Genomic DNA, 14870 nt, shown 5'->3' with positions numbered 1-14870 from the left:
ATCACCAGGTGCGCCGACCCGAACACGAGCATGAACACCAGCCCGTAACTGATGACATTCCAACGCAATTCGCGGTCTTGGTTCGCCTCCACAATCAGCAACGCGGCGACGGTGATCACTGCGGCGAAGCACAGCAGCAGCAGCTCGGCGTTGCGACGGGTGGGCAGCGGAGGTGTGACCGCGAATTGCGTTGGAATGTCATCAGTTACGGGCTGGTGTTCATGCTCGTGTTCGGGTCGGCGCACCTGGCCATCCGGCGTTTCGCCCCCTACACCGATCCGCTGCTGTTACCAATTGTGGCGCTGCTCAACGGACTTGGCCTGGTGATGATCCATCGGCTCGACCTGGTCGACAACCAGCTCAGCGGCCGCCATCATCCCAGCGCAACCCAGCAGATGATGTGGACCCTCGTTGGGGTGGTCACGTTCGCGCTGGTGGTCACATTCCTCAAAGACCATCGGCAGCTGGCGCGGTACGGCTACATCTGCGGGATCACCGGCCTGGTGCTGTTGGTGATTCCCGCACTGCTACCGGCATCGCTGTCCGAGCAGAACGGCGCGAAAATCTGGATTCGCTTCCCCGGCTTCTCGATTCAGCCCGCAGAATTCTCGAAGATCTTATTGCTGATCTTCTTCTCCGCCGTGCTGATCGCCAAGCGGGGCCTGTTCACCAGCGTCGGCAAGCATTTCATGGGGCTGACCCTGCCGCGCCCGCGCGACCTCGCACCCCTGCTGGCCGCCTGGGTCATCTCGATCGGCGTGATGGTCTTCGAAAAGGACCTCGGTACCTCGCTGCTGCTGTACGCGTCGTTCCTGGTGGTGGTTTACCTTGCGACACAACGGTTCAGCTGGGTGGTGATCGGCCTTGTGCTGTTCGCGGTCGGCAGCGTCATCGCATATTTCGTCTTCGCGCACGTGCGAGTCCGGGTGCAGATGTGGTGGGATCCGTTCTCCGACCCCGACGGCAGCGGCTACCAGATCGTCCAGTCCCTGTTCAGTTTCGCCACCGGCGGCATATTCGGCACCGGGCTGGGAAACGGGCAACCCGATACCGTGCCGGCCGCGTCGACCGACTTCATCATCGCCGCGTTCGGTGAGGAACTCGGGCTAGTCGGGCTCGCCAGCATCTTGATGCTCTACACGATCGTCATCGTCCGCGGCATGCGCACGGCGATCGCGACGCGCGACAGCTTCGGCAAGCTGCTGGCCGCGGGCCTGGCCTCCACCCTGGCCATCCAGCTGTTCATCGTCGTCGGCGGCGTTACGCAACTCATCCCGCTGACCGGTCTCACCACCCCGTGGATGTCCTACGGTGGATCGTCGTTGCTGGCGAACTATGTGTTGCTGGCCATCCTCGCTCGCATCTCCAACAGCGCTCGGCATCCCCTACGCGGCCGTGAGCGCAAGGATTCGCCGATCGCGGCGGCCAAGACCGAGGTAATCGAGAAGGTATGAACACCTCTCTGCGCCGCATCTCGATCACCGTCATGGCGCTGATCGTGCTGCTCCTGCTCAACGCCACTATGACGCAGGTGTTCGCCGCCGACTCACTGCGCGCCGATCCGCGCAATCAGCGCGTCCTGCTCGACGAGTATTCGCGCCAGCGCGGCCAGATCATCGCCGGCGGACAATTGCTGGCCTATTCGGTGGCCACCGACAGCCGCTTCCGCTTTCTGCGGGTCTACCCGAACCCGGCCGTCTACGCGCCGCTCACCGGCTTCTACTCGCTGCGCTATTCCAGCAGCGGCCTGGAGCGCGCCGAGGACCCCCTGTTGAACGGCTCCGACGAGCGGCTGTTCGGGCGCCGGCTGGCCGATTTCTTCACCGGCCGCGATCCGCGCGGCGGCAACGTCGACACCACCATCAGACCGCGGGTCCAGCAGGCCGGGTGGGACGCGATGCAGCAGGGGTGCGGTGGGCCGCCGTGCAAGGGCGCCGTCGTCGCCCTCGAGCCGTCCACCGGCAAGATCTTGGCCATGGTGTCATCGCCGTCCTATGACCCGAATCTGCTCGCGTCACACGATCCCCAGGTGCAGGCGCAAGCATGGCAGCGGCTTCGCGACGACCCCGACAATCCGCTGACCAACCGCGCCATCTCGGAGACCTACCCGCCCGGATCCACGTTCAAGGTGATCACCACCGCGGCCGCGCTGCAGGCGGGTGCGACCGACGCCGAGCAGTTGACCGCGGCGTCCTCCATCGTGCTGCCCGACAGCACCGCGAAGTTGGAGAACTACGGCGGCCAGCCCTGTGGCAACGAGCCCACGGTGTCGCTCAAGCAGGCGTTCGCCCTGTCCTGCAACACCGCATTCGTCCAGCTCGGCATGCACACCGGATCCGATGCGCTGCGCAGCATGGCACGCTCGTTCGGCCTGGACACCACCCCGAGCGTCATCCCGCTACAGGTCGCCGAATCAACGGTCGGGATCATCCCCGACGCCGCCGCGCTGGGCATGACCAGCATCGGCCAGAAGGACGTTGCGCTGACACCGCTGGAGAACGCCCAGGTCGCGGCGACCATCGCGAACGACGGCGTCACGATGCAGCCCTACCTGATCGACAGCCTCAAGGGCCCGGACCTGGCCAACATCAGCACCACCGTCCCCTATCAGCAGCGCCGCGCGGTGTCGCCCCAGGTCGCCGCTAAGCTAACAGAGCTGATGGTCGGCGCCGAGAAGGTCGCGCAGCAGAAAGGGGCCATTCCCGGCGTGCAGATCGCATCCAAGACGGGTACCGCAGAGCATGGCACCGATCCGCGTAATACGCCGCCGCACGCGTGGTACATCGCCTTCGCGCCCGCGCAGACGCCGAGAGTCGCCGTGGCAGTGTTGGTAGAGAATGGCGGCGACCGCCTGTCCGCGACGGGAGGTGCACTCGCCGCGCCGATCGGACGGGCTGTGATCCAAGCCGCGCTACAGGGAGGACCATGAGCCCGCGAGTTGGTGTGACGCTGTCTGGCAGATACCGCCTGCAGCGCCTGATCGCCACCGGCGGCATGGGCCAGGTCTGGGAGGCGGTGGACAGTCGGCTGGGCCGGCGCGTCGCGGTCAAGGTGCTCAAACAGGAGTTCTCCCAGGATCCGGAGTTCATTGAGCGGTTCCGCGCCGAGGCGCGCACCACCGCGATGCTCAATCACCCCGGCATCGCCCAGGTCCACGACTACGGCGAGAGCCAGCTGGACGGGGAAGGCCGCACCGCCTACCTGGTGATGGAGTTGGTGAACGGCGAGCCGCTGAACTCGGTCCTCAAGCGCACGGGCCGGCTGTCGCTGCGGCACGCCCTCGACATGCTCGAGCAGACCGGCCGGGCCCTGCAGGTCGCGCACGCCGCCGGCTTGGTGCACCGCGACGTCAAGCCGGGCAACATCCTGATCACCCCGACCGGCCAGGTGAAGATCACCGACTTCGGTATCGCCAAGGCCGTCGACGCCGCGCCCGTCACCCAGACGGGGATGGTGATGGGTACCGCCCAGTACATCGCCCCCGAACAGGCCCTCGGCCACGACGCAACGCCCTCCAGCGACGTGTACTCCCTGGGCGTGGTCGGCTACGAGGTGGTGTCGGGCAAGCGGCCGTTCACCGGTGACGGCGCCCTGACGGTCGCGATGAAGCACATCAAAGAGCCCCCGCCGCCGCTGCCCGCGGAGCTGCCGCCCAATGTGCGGGAGCTCATCGAGATCACGCTGGTCAAGAACCCCGCGATGCGCTACCGCAGCGGCGGGCCGTTCGCCGACGCCGTGGCGGCGGTACGGGCGGGCCGCCGTCCGCCCCGGCCCAGCCAGTCACCGCCTCCCGGGCGGGCATCGCCGGCGGCCATTCCGTCCAGCCCCACGACCAGGGCGGCCGCCGTGACCAGCACCCGCAGCGCGGCGCCGCGCCGATCCCGGCCGGCCACCGGCGGTCATCGCCCGCCCCCGGCGCGCCGGACCTTCTCGTCCGGTCAGCGCGCGCTGCTGTGGGCCGCCGGGGTGCTCGGAGCGCTGGCCATCATCATCGCGGTGCTGATCGTCATCAACTCCCGCGCAGACACCCAGCAGCAGTCCCCGCCCCCGACGGTCACCGACACCGGGAGCCCGCCCGCGCCGCCGCCGAGCAATACCCCGAGCGGCTCCGCGCCACGGCTCAATTGGACGAATCGCGGGACGATAAGTAATTCTGGACTGCAACGAGGGCCGGCCGAGCACGGGTGGGGTGAACCACTGACGCTCAGCGCATCACCGGCCCGACACGAGATGCCAAGATGACCACCCCTCAGCACCTGTCTGACCGTTATGAACTGGGCGAAATCCTCGGATTCGGGGGTATGTCCGAGGTTCACCTGGCCCGCGACGTCCGGCTGCACCGCGATGTCGCGGTCAAAGTGTTGCGCGCCGACCTGGCCCGCGATCCCAGCTTCTATCTGCGGTTCCGTCGCGAGGCGCAAAACGCGGCTGCGCTCAACCACCCGTCGATCGTCGCGGTCTACGACACCGGCGAGGCGGAGACACCGACGGGCCCGCTGCCGTACATCGTCATGGAGTACGTCGACGGCGTCACGCTGCGCGACATCGTGCACACCGACGGCCCGCTACCCCCGCGGCGGGCCATCGAGATCATTGCCGACGCGTGCCAGGCGCTGAACTTCAGTCACCAGAACGGCATCATCCACCGCGACGTCAAACCGGCGAACATCATGATCAGCAGCACCAACGCGGTCAAGGTGATGGACTTCGGCATCGCGCGCGCGATCGCCGACAGCGGCAACAGCGTCACCCAAACCGCGGCGGTGATCGGGACGGCCCAGTATCTGTCTCCCGAGCAGGCTCGCGGCGACACCGTGGACGCCCGGTCCGACGTCTACTCGCTGGGTTGTGTGCTCTACGAAATCCTCACGGGCGAGCCGCCTTTCACCGGCGACTCGCCGGTCGCCGTCGCCTACCAGCACGTGCGCGAGGACCCGATTCCGCCGTCGCACCGCCACGAGGGCATCTCCGCCGACCTCGACGCCGTCGTGCTCAAGGCGCTGGCCAAAAACCCGGACAACCGCTACCAGACCGCCGCGGAGATGCGCGCCGATCTGGTGCGGGTGCACAACGGCGAACCGCCCGAGGCGCCCAAGGTCCTCACCGACGCCGACCGCAGCTCGCTGCTCGCGGCGGGCGGGAATTCGCCCGGGCCGCGCACCGACGCGCTGCCCCGGCAACCCTTGCGCCGCATGGACGAAAGCAACGGCGGTTCGGTCGGTCGCTGGATCGTCGCGGTCGCCGCGTTGGCGGTGCTGACGATCGTCGTCGTCATCGCCTTCAACACCCTCGGCGGCACCACGCGCGATGTGCAGGTGCCTGACGTGCGGGGCCAAGTCTCCGCCGATGCCATTGCCGCGCTGCAGAACCGCGGCTTCAAGACGCGCACCCTGCAAAAGCCCGATTCGGCGATCCCGCCCGACCACGTCATCAGTACCGACCCCGGGGCCAACGCCTCGGTGAGCGCGGGCGATGAGGTCACCATCAACGTCTCGACCGGTCCCGAACAGCGCGAGGTGCCCGACGTTTCCTCGCTGGGGTACTCCGACGCGGTCAGCAAGCTCAAGGCCGCCGGCTTCAGCAAGTTCAAGCAGGCCAATTCGCCGTCGAGCCCAGAGTTGCTAGGCAAGGTGATCGGCACCAACCCGCCGGCCAACCAGACGTCGGCGATCACCAACGTCATCACCGTCATCGTCGGGTCGGGGCCGGAGACCAAGCAGGTGCCAGACGTAGCGGGCCAGACCGTCGACGTCGCGCAGAAGAATCTCACCGTCTACGGCTTCACCAAGGTCACCCAGGCACAGGTGGACAGCAACCGGCCGGCCGGTGAGGTGATCGGCACCAATCCGCCTAAGGGCCAGATGGTTCCGGTGGATTCGGTGATCGAGCTCCAGGTGTCGAAGGGCAACCAGTTCGTGATGCCCGACCTGAGCGGCATGTTCTGGACGGACGCCGAGCCGCGATTGCGGGCGCTGGGTTGGACCGGGGTGCTGGACAAGGGGCCCGACGTGGACGCGGGCGGCTCGCAATCCCACCGGGTGGTGTATCAGAACCCGCCGGCCGGCACCGGGTGCAACCGGGACGGGATCATCACGCTGAAGTTCGGCCAGTAGCCGCCGGTTCGGCCGGGATATAGGGCTGCACCGCGGCCCGCACCTCGTTTTCCAGCCGGCGGACCAGCGTGTCGTTGCGCGCCCACCCGCAATAGGTGAGCCAGTTCGCCAGCATCCGGTGCCCGCCCTCGGTCAGGATCGACTCCGGGTGGAACTGGACACCGTGAATCGGCAACTCGCTGTGCCGCACTCCCATGATGACGCCGCCGCGGGTGCGCGCCGTCACCTCCAGCACGGGGGGCAGCGACTCCGGCAGTATGGTCAGTGAGTGGTAGCGGGTCGCCGTGAACGGATCCGGAAGCCCTTGCAGCACACCGGTGTTGGTGTGGAAGACGTTGCTCGTCTTGCCGTGCAGCAGTTCGGGCGCGCGGTCCACGGTGGCGCCGAAGGCGACGCCGATGGCTTGGTGTCCGAGGCAGACCCCGAGCAGCGGGGTGCGCTCAGCGGCACACGCGCCGACCAGACCGATCGATGCGCCCGCACGTTCCGGGGTACCCGGACCGGGGCTGAGCAGCACACCGTCGAACCGCTTGGCGACGGCGGACGCGTCGGAAAGCCTGGCGTCGTCGTTGCGCCACACCTCGGCCTCGACGCCCAACTGGCCGAGGTACTGCACCAGGTTGAACACGAAGCTGTCGTAGTTGTCGACGACCAGGATCCGCACCGTGCCAGGTTACCGTCCGCCGGAAATCAGTAGCCGATGGTTCCCATGGGCTGCGCGAAATGCAGCCGGTCGGGCTCGGTGTGGCCGACGATCTGCACGTCGGGCTTGACCTCTTCGCGGTAGCCGAGCCCGAAGCGGACCACGTACTGGCGGTACAGGGTGACCAGGGGAGCGGCGGCCAGGGCGGCTTGCATGGCGGCTGCGTTGCCGACCGCAGTGATCGTGTAGGGCGGGCTGTAAGTGCGCCCGTTGAGTAGCAGCGTGTTGCCGACACAGCGGGGCACCGACGTGGCGATGATTCGCTGGTCCTGCATCTGAATCGCCTCCGCGCCGGCGCTCCACAACGCGTTGAGGACGGCCTCGATGTCCTGCTGGTGCACCACCAGGTCGTCGGGGGACGCATCCCGCGGGAAACGGCCATTGGCGTCGCGTGGCGCGTCGTCCAAGGTGACAGCGAGGCCCGGCCCGTGCACCGGGTTCATGTCCGCCTCGGTGGCCAGCTCGGCCGAGCGGCGCAGCATTGCCGCCAGCGCCAGATCCGAGGACCGTCCGTGCGCGGCGTCGATCTTGCCGGCCAGCGCGTCGCGTTGGGCGTTGAGGTGGTTCACCGACGCTTGGGCCTCGCGAACCAGATCGACCAGCCGCGGGGCGTCGCTGCGACGGATCTCCGCGCCGCCGGACACCCCGTGAGTGGCGGCAAGGAGCAAACCGGCCGACAGGCAAACCACCGGGACGCCGAAGCGCCATGGTGACCGGCGTCCGTCGCTCATTCGGCTCTCCAATTTCCTGGTGGGCGTGCCGGGTGAGTTAGTCTCGTAGCCAAGCTGTGCGTGCAGCTGCCTCTTATCGTTGCACCCGTCCCACTCACCGTCTTGCTGAGGTAATCATGCCCAAGTCCAAGGTCCGCAAGAAGAACGACTTCGCCGTCAGCGCGGTCAGCCGCACGCCGGTGAAGGTGAAGGTGGGACCGTCGAGCGTGTGGTTCGTTGCCTTGTTCGTCGGCCTCATGTTGATCGGGCTGGTCTGGCTGATGGTGTTTCAGCTGGCCGCCGTCGGCAGCCAGGCGCCGACCGCCCTCAACTGGATGGCGCAACTCGGGCCGTGGAACTATGCCATCGCCTTCGCTTTCATGATCACCGGATTGTTGCTGACGATGCGCTGGCACTGAGCGACGTCAGCTGCGGAATGAATTCATTTTTGGCTTGCTCCGTTACTGTGCCAGCAACATTCCCACCCCCCAATCACACGCGTGTGATTTATCCCCACTGTTGATAGCGTCTGTGGATAACTCCATAGGCAGTGGTGGGAGGGGCTGAGCGGCGCATGCAGCAAACACGTTGGGAGCCCAGCACGCCAGGAATCGCTGGTTGTGGGGTCGCCGGTGTTCTGATGGCTATCGTCAGTGTGACCGTGGTCACAGACGCGCCGGGGCGGATTCTCGCGGGGATTGCCGCGGTGGGTCTGCTCTTGTTTGCGGGCGCGACGTGGCGCGCGCGTCCAAAGCTGGCAATTACCGCCGACGGCTTGCTGCTCCGGGGATGGTTCCGGACGCAGGTATTACAACCCCCCGACATCAAGATCATCCGGATCATCGAGTTCCGCCGCTACGGACGCAAAGTCCGGCTCCTCGAGGTGGAGACGGCCGACGACGACCTGATTCTGTTCTCTCGCTGGGACCTCGGGACGGACCCGCTCGAGGTGCTCGACGCGCTGACCGCCAGCGGTTACGCGGGGCGTCACCCGCACTGATCGGGACGGCCGGCGGCCCGGCTTAGGAGATGGTGATCGACTCGATGACCACCGGCTCGGTCGGGCGGTCGTTGGCGTCGGTGGACGTCGTCGCGATCGCCTCGACCACTCGCTGCGATTCGGGGTCCGTCACTTCGCCGAAGATCGTGTGCCGCCGGTTCAGGTGGGGCGTCTTGCCGACCGTGATGAAGAATTGCGAACCGTTGGTGCCCGGGCCCGCGTTCGCCATCGCCAGCAGGTACGGCTTGTCGAATTGCAGTTCGGGGTGGAACTCGTCGGCGAACTTGTAACCCGGGCCGCCGCGACCGGTGCCGGTCGGGTCGCCGCCCTGGATCATGAAGCCCTGGATCACCCGGTGGAAGACCGCCCCATCGTAGAACGGACCGGAGGACCCGCCCGATGCGTTCTGGGTCGAGTACTCCTTGGTGCCCTGCGCCAGGCCAACGAAGTTGGCGACGGTCTTGGGCGCGTGGTTTCCGAACAGTGCGACTTTGATGTCGCCGCGGTTGGTGTGGAGCGTGGCAGTAGCAGTCTGATGGGGGCTGTTGGTCACGGCATGAGAGTCTGCCACTACCCGTGGGCATGCCCGCACCCGGTGTCGCTCAAGCCGAGCGGCGGCCGAAACTGCGTCGCGCGCATACCGGTTCCGCCGGCGTCCCTATGCTGGCAGTCTGTTCAGGACGCACAGAAAGGCGGCAGATGAGCGCTAAGGCGGAATCCCGGCTGACCCCGCGAGAGCGACTGGCTCGGGGGCTGACTTACTCGACACTGGGTCCGGTCGACGTCACCCGCGGAGTCGTCGGCCTCAGTGTCCAGTCGGCGCAGTCGACCGCATCGCAGATCCGTCGCAAATACCAAGAGGGGCGCCTGGCCAAGGAACTCGCCGCGGCACAAGAGGCGCTCGCCCAGGAGCTGGCCGCCGCGCAGGAAGTGGTCGCGGGCCTGCCTCAGGCGCTTCAGGACGCGCGACGGGCGCAGCGCCGGAATAGGCGTCCGTGGGTGATCGCCGGGGTCGCTGTCGTTGTCCTCGCCGGCGGCGCCGTCGCCTTCAGCATTGTGCGGCGCCAGGTGCGGGAGAAGCCTCAGGAGCCCCAGTCGCGGCCGCCGAGCGTCGACGTGCAGCCGCGCCCGTAGGCATCACTCCCCGGGGTAGTCACCGAAGGACCACAAGTTGCCCTCCGGGTCTCGAACAGAGAATTCCCTTGCGCCATAATCCGTTTCGGCTAACGGTCGAATGATGTCGCCCTCGCGCTCACGGATGCGCTCGTATAGCGCTGCGGGGTCGCTGGTGACGACATAGCCACCGGAGGTGCCCGGTTCACGACACCATTCGGCGCCGGGCTTGTGGCTGCCGAGCATGATGCCGCCGGTTCCCTCCGGCCAGTTCAGTTGGGCGTGGTCGACGCGCGAACCCTCGCCATAGCGCGCGGCGAGGACGAAGCCGAAGGTGTGCACGTAGTAGTCGATCAACGCGGGTGCGTCATGGGCCTGCAATGTCAACCACACGCTCGGATTGGAACCAGTCATAGTCGCAGTCTGGGGTGAGCTGATGGCCGCCGTCTTGAATGTTTCGGAACTCTTCAGCCAGCCAGCGCCGCGGGGACGTGCCCGCAAATCTGGTGAACTCGCGGCTCAGGTGCGCCTGATCGCTATACCCGGTCTCGACGGCGACGGCCGCCAGGTCGACCCGGCCGCCGCGGCGCCGCACCGATTCGGAAATCAGGCCGGTCGCGTGCTCGAAGCGCATCAACATCGCCACCGTCTTCGGCGACCGGCCGACTTCCCGCCGGAACAGCGTCGTCAGGTGCCGTGGGCTCAATCCGACGGCCTCGGCGGCCGCGGCCACTGAGGCCCGCCCGCCGCTGCGCTCCAACAGCTGCCAGGCGAAGACCACCTCGGGACGCACTCTCGCACGTTCATGTCGCCGCGACGCGTCGACCAGGTAGTTGGTGATCACGGTGAACGCTTCCCGCCAATTCCGGGCGTCGGCGACGCGCTCGTGCAATTCGACGCCACGCGGGCCCATGACAAGGGTGGCGTCGAGGTCGACCGATTCCAACTCCGCGGCGGGCATATCGAAGAGAGCTCGGGCGGCCAGCGGATGCACCGCCAACTGCACACCGGCCTGGCCGCGTTGCTGCCGGATATGCGCGGCGGTGACGTGCAAACCACCCACCAGCAGTGGCTTTGGCTGGGCAGCGGGAACGGCCTCCGGGGTTGCGGCCGCCGACACGCCATCGTCGCGACTGACGATGAGGGTCAGCTTTGCCGAAGGCATTCCGCGGTGCACGCCGGTGGGAGCCGCCAATGCGCGGTAGCCGACCATTGCCGCGACACCTGGCGCGCACCCGGCCGGCCCATTGACGAATTCCGAGACGCGCATCGGCTCGCCGGCGACCACAGTCCCACGTTAACCGTGCGGCCGCTCCCCACGCAGACTTCGACTTGTGGAGCCTAGGGGAATCGAACCCCTGACACCCGCCTTGCAAAGGCGGTGCTCTACCAACTGAGCTAAGGCCCCTCGACGTGATCGGGTGGCTGACCGGATGGGTCGTCCACCGCCACGTGCCAGACCTCGACCCCGCGTCGGGAGCGCACCACCACCGCCGCCACCACAGCGATCAGTGTGATTGGCAGGGCAAGTCTTACGCAACGTCTTGACGGGCACATGGTTGTGGGCCTAGGAGGACTCGAACCTCCGACCTCTTCGTTATCAGCGAAGCGCTCTAACCGCCTGAGCTATAGGCCCGTACACGGGTACGGCCGAGCGACGAGATTACCGCAATCGCCGCCCCACCCCCAAAACGCTAGTCGCGGTCGGCCAGCGTTACTTCGATACCGCCGATCAGATCGGTGGTCAGGTTGTAGACGAACGCGGCGATCGTGGCCATCGCGGTCAACAGGACGATGTTCACCAAGCCGATCAACACGGCGCCGCCGAAGATGGTGCCGCTGGAGACGAGCTCGCCGCTGCTGCCGCTGGTGTTGTTCAGCAGGTCGCCGACGTTGCTGTTCAGCTTCGACCACACGCCCATTCCGCCGAGCACCAGGTACAGGAATGCGACCGCGATCATCCAGACGAAGAACAGCGCGACCGAGAGCAGCAGGGAGACCTTGAGCGTGCTCCACGGATCGATCCGGCGAATCTGCATGCTGGCCCGCACCGGCCCGCGCGGTCGCCGCGTCACCTGGGTGTGGCTTTCGCGGCCCTCCCGGGTCTCGGACGCCGACGAACGGCCGGATCCCGGCGGGCTCGCCGGCTCCGCCGTGCGGTCGGGCGGAGTCTTGCGCTGCGGTCCACGCGGCGTCGGGCCGGACAGGTCCGGCAACTCGCTGGCGTAGGCCTCCGCCGGCGGCCCGTCAGCGCGCCCCTGCGGGGCATCACTCTCGTGCGGCGGGTTCTTCGCGTGCGGGGGCGCGCCGGCGCCCGGCGCCGCGGTGCCGGAGATGAACCGGTTCAGCCGGGCCTCGACGCCGGTGGGCGGGCCCGACGGCCGCGCCTCGGTCGGGGGCTCGTTCTGGCGCGGCGCCTGCGGGGGCCTGGGGCCGCCGCGCTGCCGCGGTGGCGACTCTCCGGCGTCGGGAGCACGTCCGGGATGTGCGGGCGGCGTCGCGCGGTGTACGCCGGCGCGCTCGGCCGAGCCGTCCCCATTGAGGCCATCGCCCATTTTGGGGGCGCCCGGCTCGTTCGGTGAGCTCACCCCGACTCCTTTGATCTCCTGCCACGCCCCGCGGGACGACGGCAGTCACATTTTGTCTGGTCGGGCCGAGTCTAATTGCCCGGCTGTTCGCCGGACCCCCGGGATTGCACCGACTAGCCGTCGGACTCCGCGGCGCCTTCCGCTTCCTCGACGACCTCATCCGCGTTTTCCTCGGCGTTGCGGGCGATGGCCAGCAGCGTGTTGTCGTCGCCCAGGTTCATCAGCCGAACGCCCTTGGTCTGTCGTCCAGCCTTGCGGACCTGCCGCGCCGCAGTGCGGATGACCCCGCCCCCGGAGGTGATCGCGTACAGCTCGCTGTCGTCGTCGACGATCAGCGCGCCCACCAGCTTGCCGCGCCGCCGGTCGAACATCACCGTCAGCACGCCCTTCCCGCCGCGACCCTGCACCGGGTACTCCTCGATCGCGGTGCGCTTGGCGTAACCGCCGGACGTCGCGACCAAGAGGTAGGTGCCCTCGCGAACCACGTTGAGCGACAACAGGTAATCGTCGGTGTTGAACCGCATGCCCTGCACGCCGGAGGTGGCGCGTCCCATCGGCCGCAGCGCCTCGTCGGTCGCCGAGAACCGGATGGACTGGCCGTTGGCCGACACCAGCAGCAGGTCGTCCTCCGACGAGCACAAGACCGCGCCCACCAACTCGTCGTTGTCGCGCAGGTTGATCGCCACGATCCCACCGGAGCGGTTGGAGTCGAAGTCGGTCAGCTTGGTCTTCTTCACCAGGCCGTTGCGGGTGGCCAGCACCAGGTATGGGGCGTCCTCATAGCCACGGATCTGAATGACCTGGGCGATGCGCTCCTCGGGCTGGAAGGCCAGCAGGTTGGCGACGTGCTGGCCGCGAGCGGTCCGGGACGCCTCGGGCAGTTCGTAGGCCTTGGCGCGATAGACCCGGCCCTGCGTGGTGAAGAACAGGATCCAGTCGTGCGTCGAGCTGACGAAGAAGTGCTTGACGATGTCGTCTTGCTTGAGGCCGGCGCCCTGCACGCCCTTGCCGCCGCGCTTCTGACTGCGGTACAGGTCGGTCTTGGTGCGTTTCGCGTAACCGGTCTCGGTGATGGTGACGACGACGTCCTCGCGGGCGATCAGGTCCTCGTCGCTGACCTCGCCGTCGGCCGCGACGATCCGGGTGCGGCGGTCGTCGCCGTGCTTCTCGACGATCTCGGCGAGCTCGTCGCGCACGATGCCGCGCTGGCGCTCCGGCTTGGCCAAAATGTCTTCCAGGTCGGCGATCTCGGCCTCGATCTTGGCCAGGTCGTCGATGATGCGCTGGCGCTCCAGGGCGGCGAGGCGACGCAGCTGCATGTCCAGGATCGCCTGGGCCTGGATCTCGTCGATGTCGAGCAACTCGATCAGCCCGGCCCGGGCGATGTCGACCGTTTCGGACGCCCGGATCAGCGCGATGACTTCGTCCAGGGCGTCGAGCGCCTTGACCAGACCGCGCAGGATGTGGGCGCGTTCGTTGGCCTTGCGCAGCCGGTAGGTGGTGCGGCGGACGATCACGTCGAGCTGGTGCGCCACGTAATGGCGGATCATCTGGTCGAGCCGCAGGGTGCGCGGGACCCCGTCGACGATGGACAACATGTTGGCGCCGAAGCTGGTCTGCAGCTGGGTGTGCTTGTAGAGGTTGTTCAGCACCACCTTGGCCACGGCGTCGCGCTTGATCTCGACGACGATGCGCACACCGACGCGGTCGCTGCCCTGGTCCTCGACGTTGGAGATGCCGGCCAGCCTGCCGTCGCGCACCTGTTCGGCGATCGAGGTGATGAAGTTGTCGTGGTTGACCTGATAGGGCAGCTCGGTGATCACCAAAGACGTTCGGCCTCTGGTCTCTTCGACCTCCACCACGCCGCGCATCCGGATCGAGCCGCGCCCGGTCTTGTAGGCATCGGCGATGCCCGTCGTGCCGACGATCAGGCCGGCGGTGGGGAAGTCGGGGCCCTTGACGCGCTCGCACACCGCGGCCAGGGTGGCCTCCTCGTCGGCCTCGTGGTTCTCCAGGCACCAGAAAACGGCCTCGGCGAGCTCGCGCAGGTTGTGCGGCGGGATGTTGGTCGCCATGCCGACCGCGATGCCGCCGGAGCCGTTGGCCAACAGGTTGGGGAACCGGCTGGGCAGCACCGTCGGTTCCTGCACGCGGCCGTCGTAGTTCGGGATGAAATCGACTGTCTCCTCGTCGATTTCACGCAGCATCTCCATGGCCAGCGGGGTGAGCCGCGCTTCGGTGTAACGCATCGCCGCAGGCGGGTCGTTGCCGGGTGAGCCGAAGTTGCCCTGCCCGTCGACGAGCGGGTACCGCAGCGACCAGGGCTGCGCCATGCGCACCAGGGTGTCGTAGATCGACGCGTCACCGTGGGGGTGGTAGTTACCCATCGTCTCGGCGACCGACCGCGCCGACTTGGCGTGGCTGCGGTCCGGGCGGAACCCCGAGTCGTACATCGCATACAGCACCCGGCGGTGCACCGGCTTGAGGCCGTCGCGCACCTCCGGCAGGGCGCGGCCCACGATCACGCTCATCGCGTAATCGATGTAGCTGCGCTGCATCTCCTGCTGAATGTCGACCGGTTCGATGCGGTCGCCGGCCTCGTCGCCCGGTGGCAGCGTGGTGTCAGTCATCTATTCCCCTTTG

General features: G+C 67.5%; 13 protein-coding genes, 2 tRNA genes and 2 pseudogenes. 7 read left to right on the top strand and 10 right to left on the bottom strand.

Annotated elements, in window-relative coordinates:
- Nucleotides 1–197 (bottom strand): annotated as a pseudogene (locus tag A5709_RS27955) (cell division protein FtsW); the annotation flags it as partial.
- Between A5709_RS27955 and A5709_RS08715 the strand changes: the two are divergent.
- The 4 genes and pseudogenes from A5709_RS08715 to pknB all read left to right on the top strand — a co-directional run.
- Nucleotides 198–1454 (top strand): annotated as a pseudogene (locus A5709_RS08715) (FtsW/RodA/SpoVE family cell cycle protein); the annotation flags it as partial.
- Nucleotides 1451–2929, top strand: a complete 1479-nt coding sequence (gene pbpA, locus A5709_RS08710) for a D,D-transpeptidase PbpA (RefSeq protein WP_067944723.1) — start codon at nt 1451–1453, stop codon at nt 2927–2929. The pseudogene A5709_RS08715 and the gene pbpA, both read left to right, overlap by 4 nt.
- Complete coding sequence (locus A5709_RS08705) at nt 2926–4242, top strand: serine/threonine-protein kinase (protein ID WP_067944724.1); 1317 nt, start codon at nt 2926–2928, stop codon at nt 4240–4242. Before pbpA ends, A5709_RS08705 begins: the two co-directional genes overlap by 4 nt.
- Nucleotides 4239–6113, top strand: a complete 1875-nt coding sequence (gene pknB, locus A5709_RS08700) for a Stk1 family PASTA domain-containing Ser/Thr kinase (protein WP_068119422.1) — start codon at nt 4239–4241, stop codon at nt 6111–6113. Before A5709_RS08705 ends, pknB begins: the two co-directional genes overlap by 4 nt.
- On the opposite strand, the gene A5709_RS08695 is transcribed toward pknB, so the two are convergent.
- Together A5709_RS08695 and A5709_RS08690 are read right to left on the bottom strand one after the other, a co-directional pair.
- Complete coding sequence (locus tag A5709_RS08695) at nt 6091–6777, bottom strand: aminodeoxychorismate/anthranilate synthase component II (protein ID WP_068119419.1); 687 nt, start codon at nt 6775–6777, stop codon at nt 6091–6093. The genes pknB and A5709_RS08695 overlap by 23 nt on opposite strands.
- Nucleotides 6778–6803: 26 nt before the next feature.
- Complete coding sequence (locus A5709_RS08690) at nt 6804–7547, bottom strand: DUF881 domain-containing protein (protein ID WP_067944727.1); 744 nt, start codon at nt 7545–7547, stop codon at nt 6804–6806.
- Nucleotides 7548–7663: 116 nt separating this feature from the next.
- Here A5709_RS08690 and crgA point away from each other — a divergent pair, with 116 nt between their 5' ends.
- Both crgA and A5709_RS08680 read left to right on the top strand, forming a co-directional pair.
- The gene (crgA, locus tag A5709_RS08685; protein WP_067208633.1) at nt 7664–7945 is read left to right on the top strand and encodes a cell division protein CrgA; all 282 of its coding nucleotides are present in this window, start codon (nt 7664–7666) and stop codon (nt 7943–7945) included.
- A 155-nt stretch (nt 7946–8100) separates the two neighbouring features.
- Nucleotides 8101–8526, top strand: a complete 426-nt coding sequence (locus A5709_RS08680) for a PH domain-containing protein (protein ID WP_067944731.1) — start codon at nt 8101–8103, stop codon at nt 8524–8526.
- Nucleotides 8527–8548: 22 nt separating this feature from the next.
- Here A5709_RS08680 and A5709_RS08675 read toward each other — a convergent pair whose 3' ends face one another.
- Nucleotides 8549–9097: a peptidylprolyl isomerase gene (locus tag A5709_RS08675; protein WP_067208637.1), complete on the bottom strand. Its 549-nt coding sequence runs from the start codon at nt 9095–9097 to the stop codon at nt 8549–8551.
- 128 nt (nt 9098–9225) lie between these two features.
- Here A5709_RS08675 and cwsA point away from each other — a divergent pair, with 128 nt between their 5' ends.
- Nucleotides 9226–9660 carry a cell wall synthesis protein CwsA gene (cwsA, locus tag A5709_RS08670; protein ID WP_068119415.1) on the top strand — a complete coding sequence of 145 codons (435 nt, stop codon included), beginning with the start codon at nt 9226–9228 and terminating at the stop codon, nt 9658–9660.
- Between the two features lie 3 nt (nt 9661–9663).
- Here the strand turns inward: cwsA and A5709_RS08665 are convergent, their stop codons facing one another.
- The 6 genes from A5709_RS08665 to gyrA all read right to left on the bottom strand — a co-directional run bounded on the left by A5709_RS08665 (nt 9664) and on the right by gyrA (nt 14857).
- Nucleotides 9664–10053 carry a VOC family protein gene (locus tag A5709_RS08665; protein WP_068119411.1) on the bottom strand — a complete coding sequence of 130 codons (390 nt, stop codon included), beginning with the start codon at nt 10051–10053 and terminating at the stop codon, nt 9664–9666.
- Entirely contained in the window at nt 10007–10852 is an 846-nt protein-coding gene (locus tag A5709_RS08660; protein WP_068119434.1) for a helix-turn-helix domain-containing protein, read from the bottom strand. The genes A5709_RS08665 and A5709_RS08660 overlap by 47 nt, the downstream gene beginning before the upstream one ends.
- A 122-nt stretch (nt 10853–10974) precedes the next feature.
- Nucleotides 10975–11047 (bottom strand) — tRNA-Ala (locus A5709_RS08655).
- A gap of 154 nt (nt 11048–11201) precedes the next feature.
- A tRNA-Ile gene (locus tag A5709_RS08650) sits at nt 11202–11275 on the bottom strand.
- A gap of 58 nt (nt 11276–11333) precedes the next feature.
- Nucleotides 11334–12227 carry a DUF3566 domain-containing protein gene (locus tag A5709_RS08645; RefSeq protein WP_068119408.1) on the bottom strand — a complete coding sequence of 298 codons (894 nt, stop codon included), beginning with the start codon at nt 12225–12227 and terminating at the stop codon, nt 11334–11336.
- Between the two features lie 113 nt (nt 12228–12340).
- Nucleotides 12341–14857, bottom strand: a complete 2517-nt coding sequence (gyrA, locus tag A5709_RS08640) for a DNA gyrase subunit A (RefSeq protein ID WP_067948135.1) — start codon at nt 14855–14857, stop codon at nt 12341–12343.
- Nucleotides 14858–14870 lie beyond the last annotated feature (13 nt).

The sequence above is a fragment of the Mycobacterium sp. E1386 genome (assembly GCF_001672745.1).
Taxonomy (GTDB): domain Bacteria; phylum Actinomycetota; class Actinomycetes; order Mycobacteriales; family Mycobacteriaceae; genus Mycobacterium.
The sequence above is the reverse complement of the archived record's forward strand: the minus strand, read 5'-3'. Positions and strand labels throughout refer to the sequence as shown.

What these genes read in the sequence shown, in the direction of transcription:
- pbpA (WP_067944723.1), top strand. Translation starts at nt 1,451, where the DNA reads ATGAACACCTCTCTGCGCCGCATCTCGATCACCGTCATGGCGCTGATC.
- A5709_RS08705 (WP_067944724.1), top strand. Translation starts at nt 2,926, where the DNA reads ATGAGCCCGCGAGTTGGTGTGACGCTGTCTGGCAGATACCGCCTGCAG.
- pknB (WP_068119422.1), top strand. Translation starts at nt 4,239, where the DNA reads ATGACCACCCCTCAGCACCTGTCTGACCGTTATGAACTGGGCGAAATC.
- A5709_RS08690 (WP_067944727.1), bottom strand. Translation starts at nt 7,547, where the DNA reads ATGAGCGACGGACGCCGGTCACCATGGCGCTTCGGCGTCCCGGTGGTT.
- crgA (WP_067208633.1), top strand. Translation starts at nt 7,664, where the DNA reads ATGCCCAAGTCCAAGGTCCGCAAGAAGAACGACTTCGCCGTCAGCGCG.
- A5709_RS08680 (WP_067944731.1), top strand. Translation starts at nt 8,101, where the DNA reads ATGCAGCAAACACGTTGGGAGCCCAGCACGCCAGGAATCGCTGGTTGT.
- cwsA (WP_068119415.1), top strand. Translation starts at nt 9,226, where the DNA reads ATGAGCGCTAAGGCGGAATCCCGGCTGACCCCGCGAGAGCGACTGGCT.
- A5709_RS08665 (WP_068119411.1), bottom strand. Translation starts at nt 10,053, where the DNA reads ATGACTGGTTCCAATCCGAGCGTGTGGTTGACATTGCAGGCCCATGAC.
- A5709_RS08660 (WP_068119434.1), bottom strand. Translation starts at nt 10,852, where the DNA reads ATGGTCGGCTACCGCGCATTGGCGGCTCCCACCGGCGTGCACCGCGGA.
- gyrA (WP_067948135.1), bottom strand. Translation starts at nt 14,857, where the DNA reads ATGACTGACACCACGCTGCCACCGGGCGACGAGGCCGGCGACCGCATC.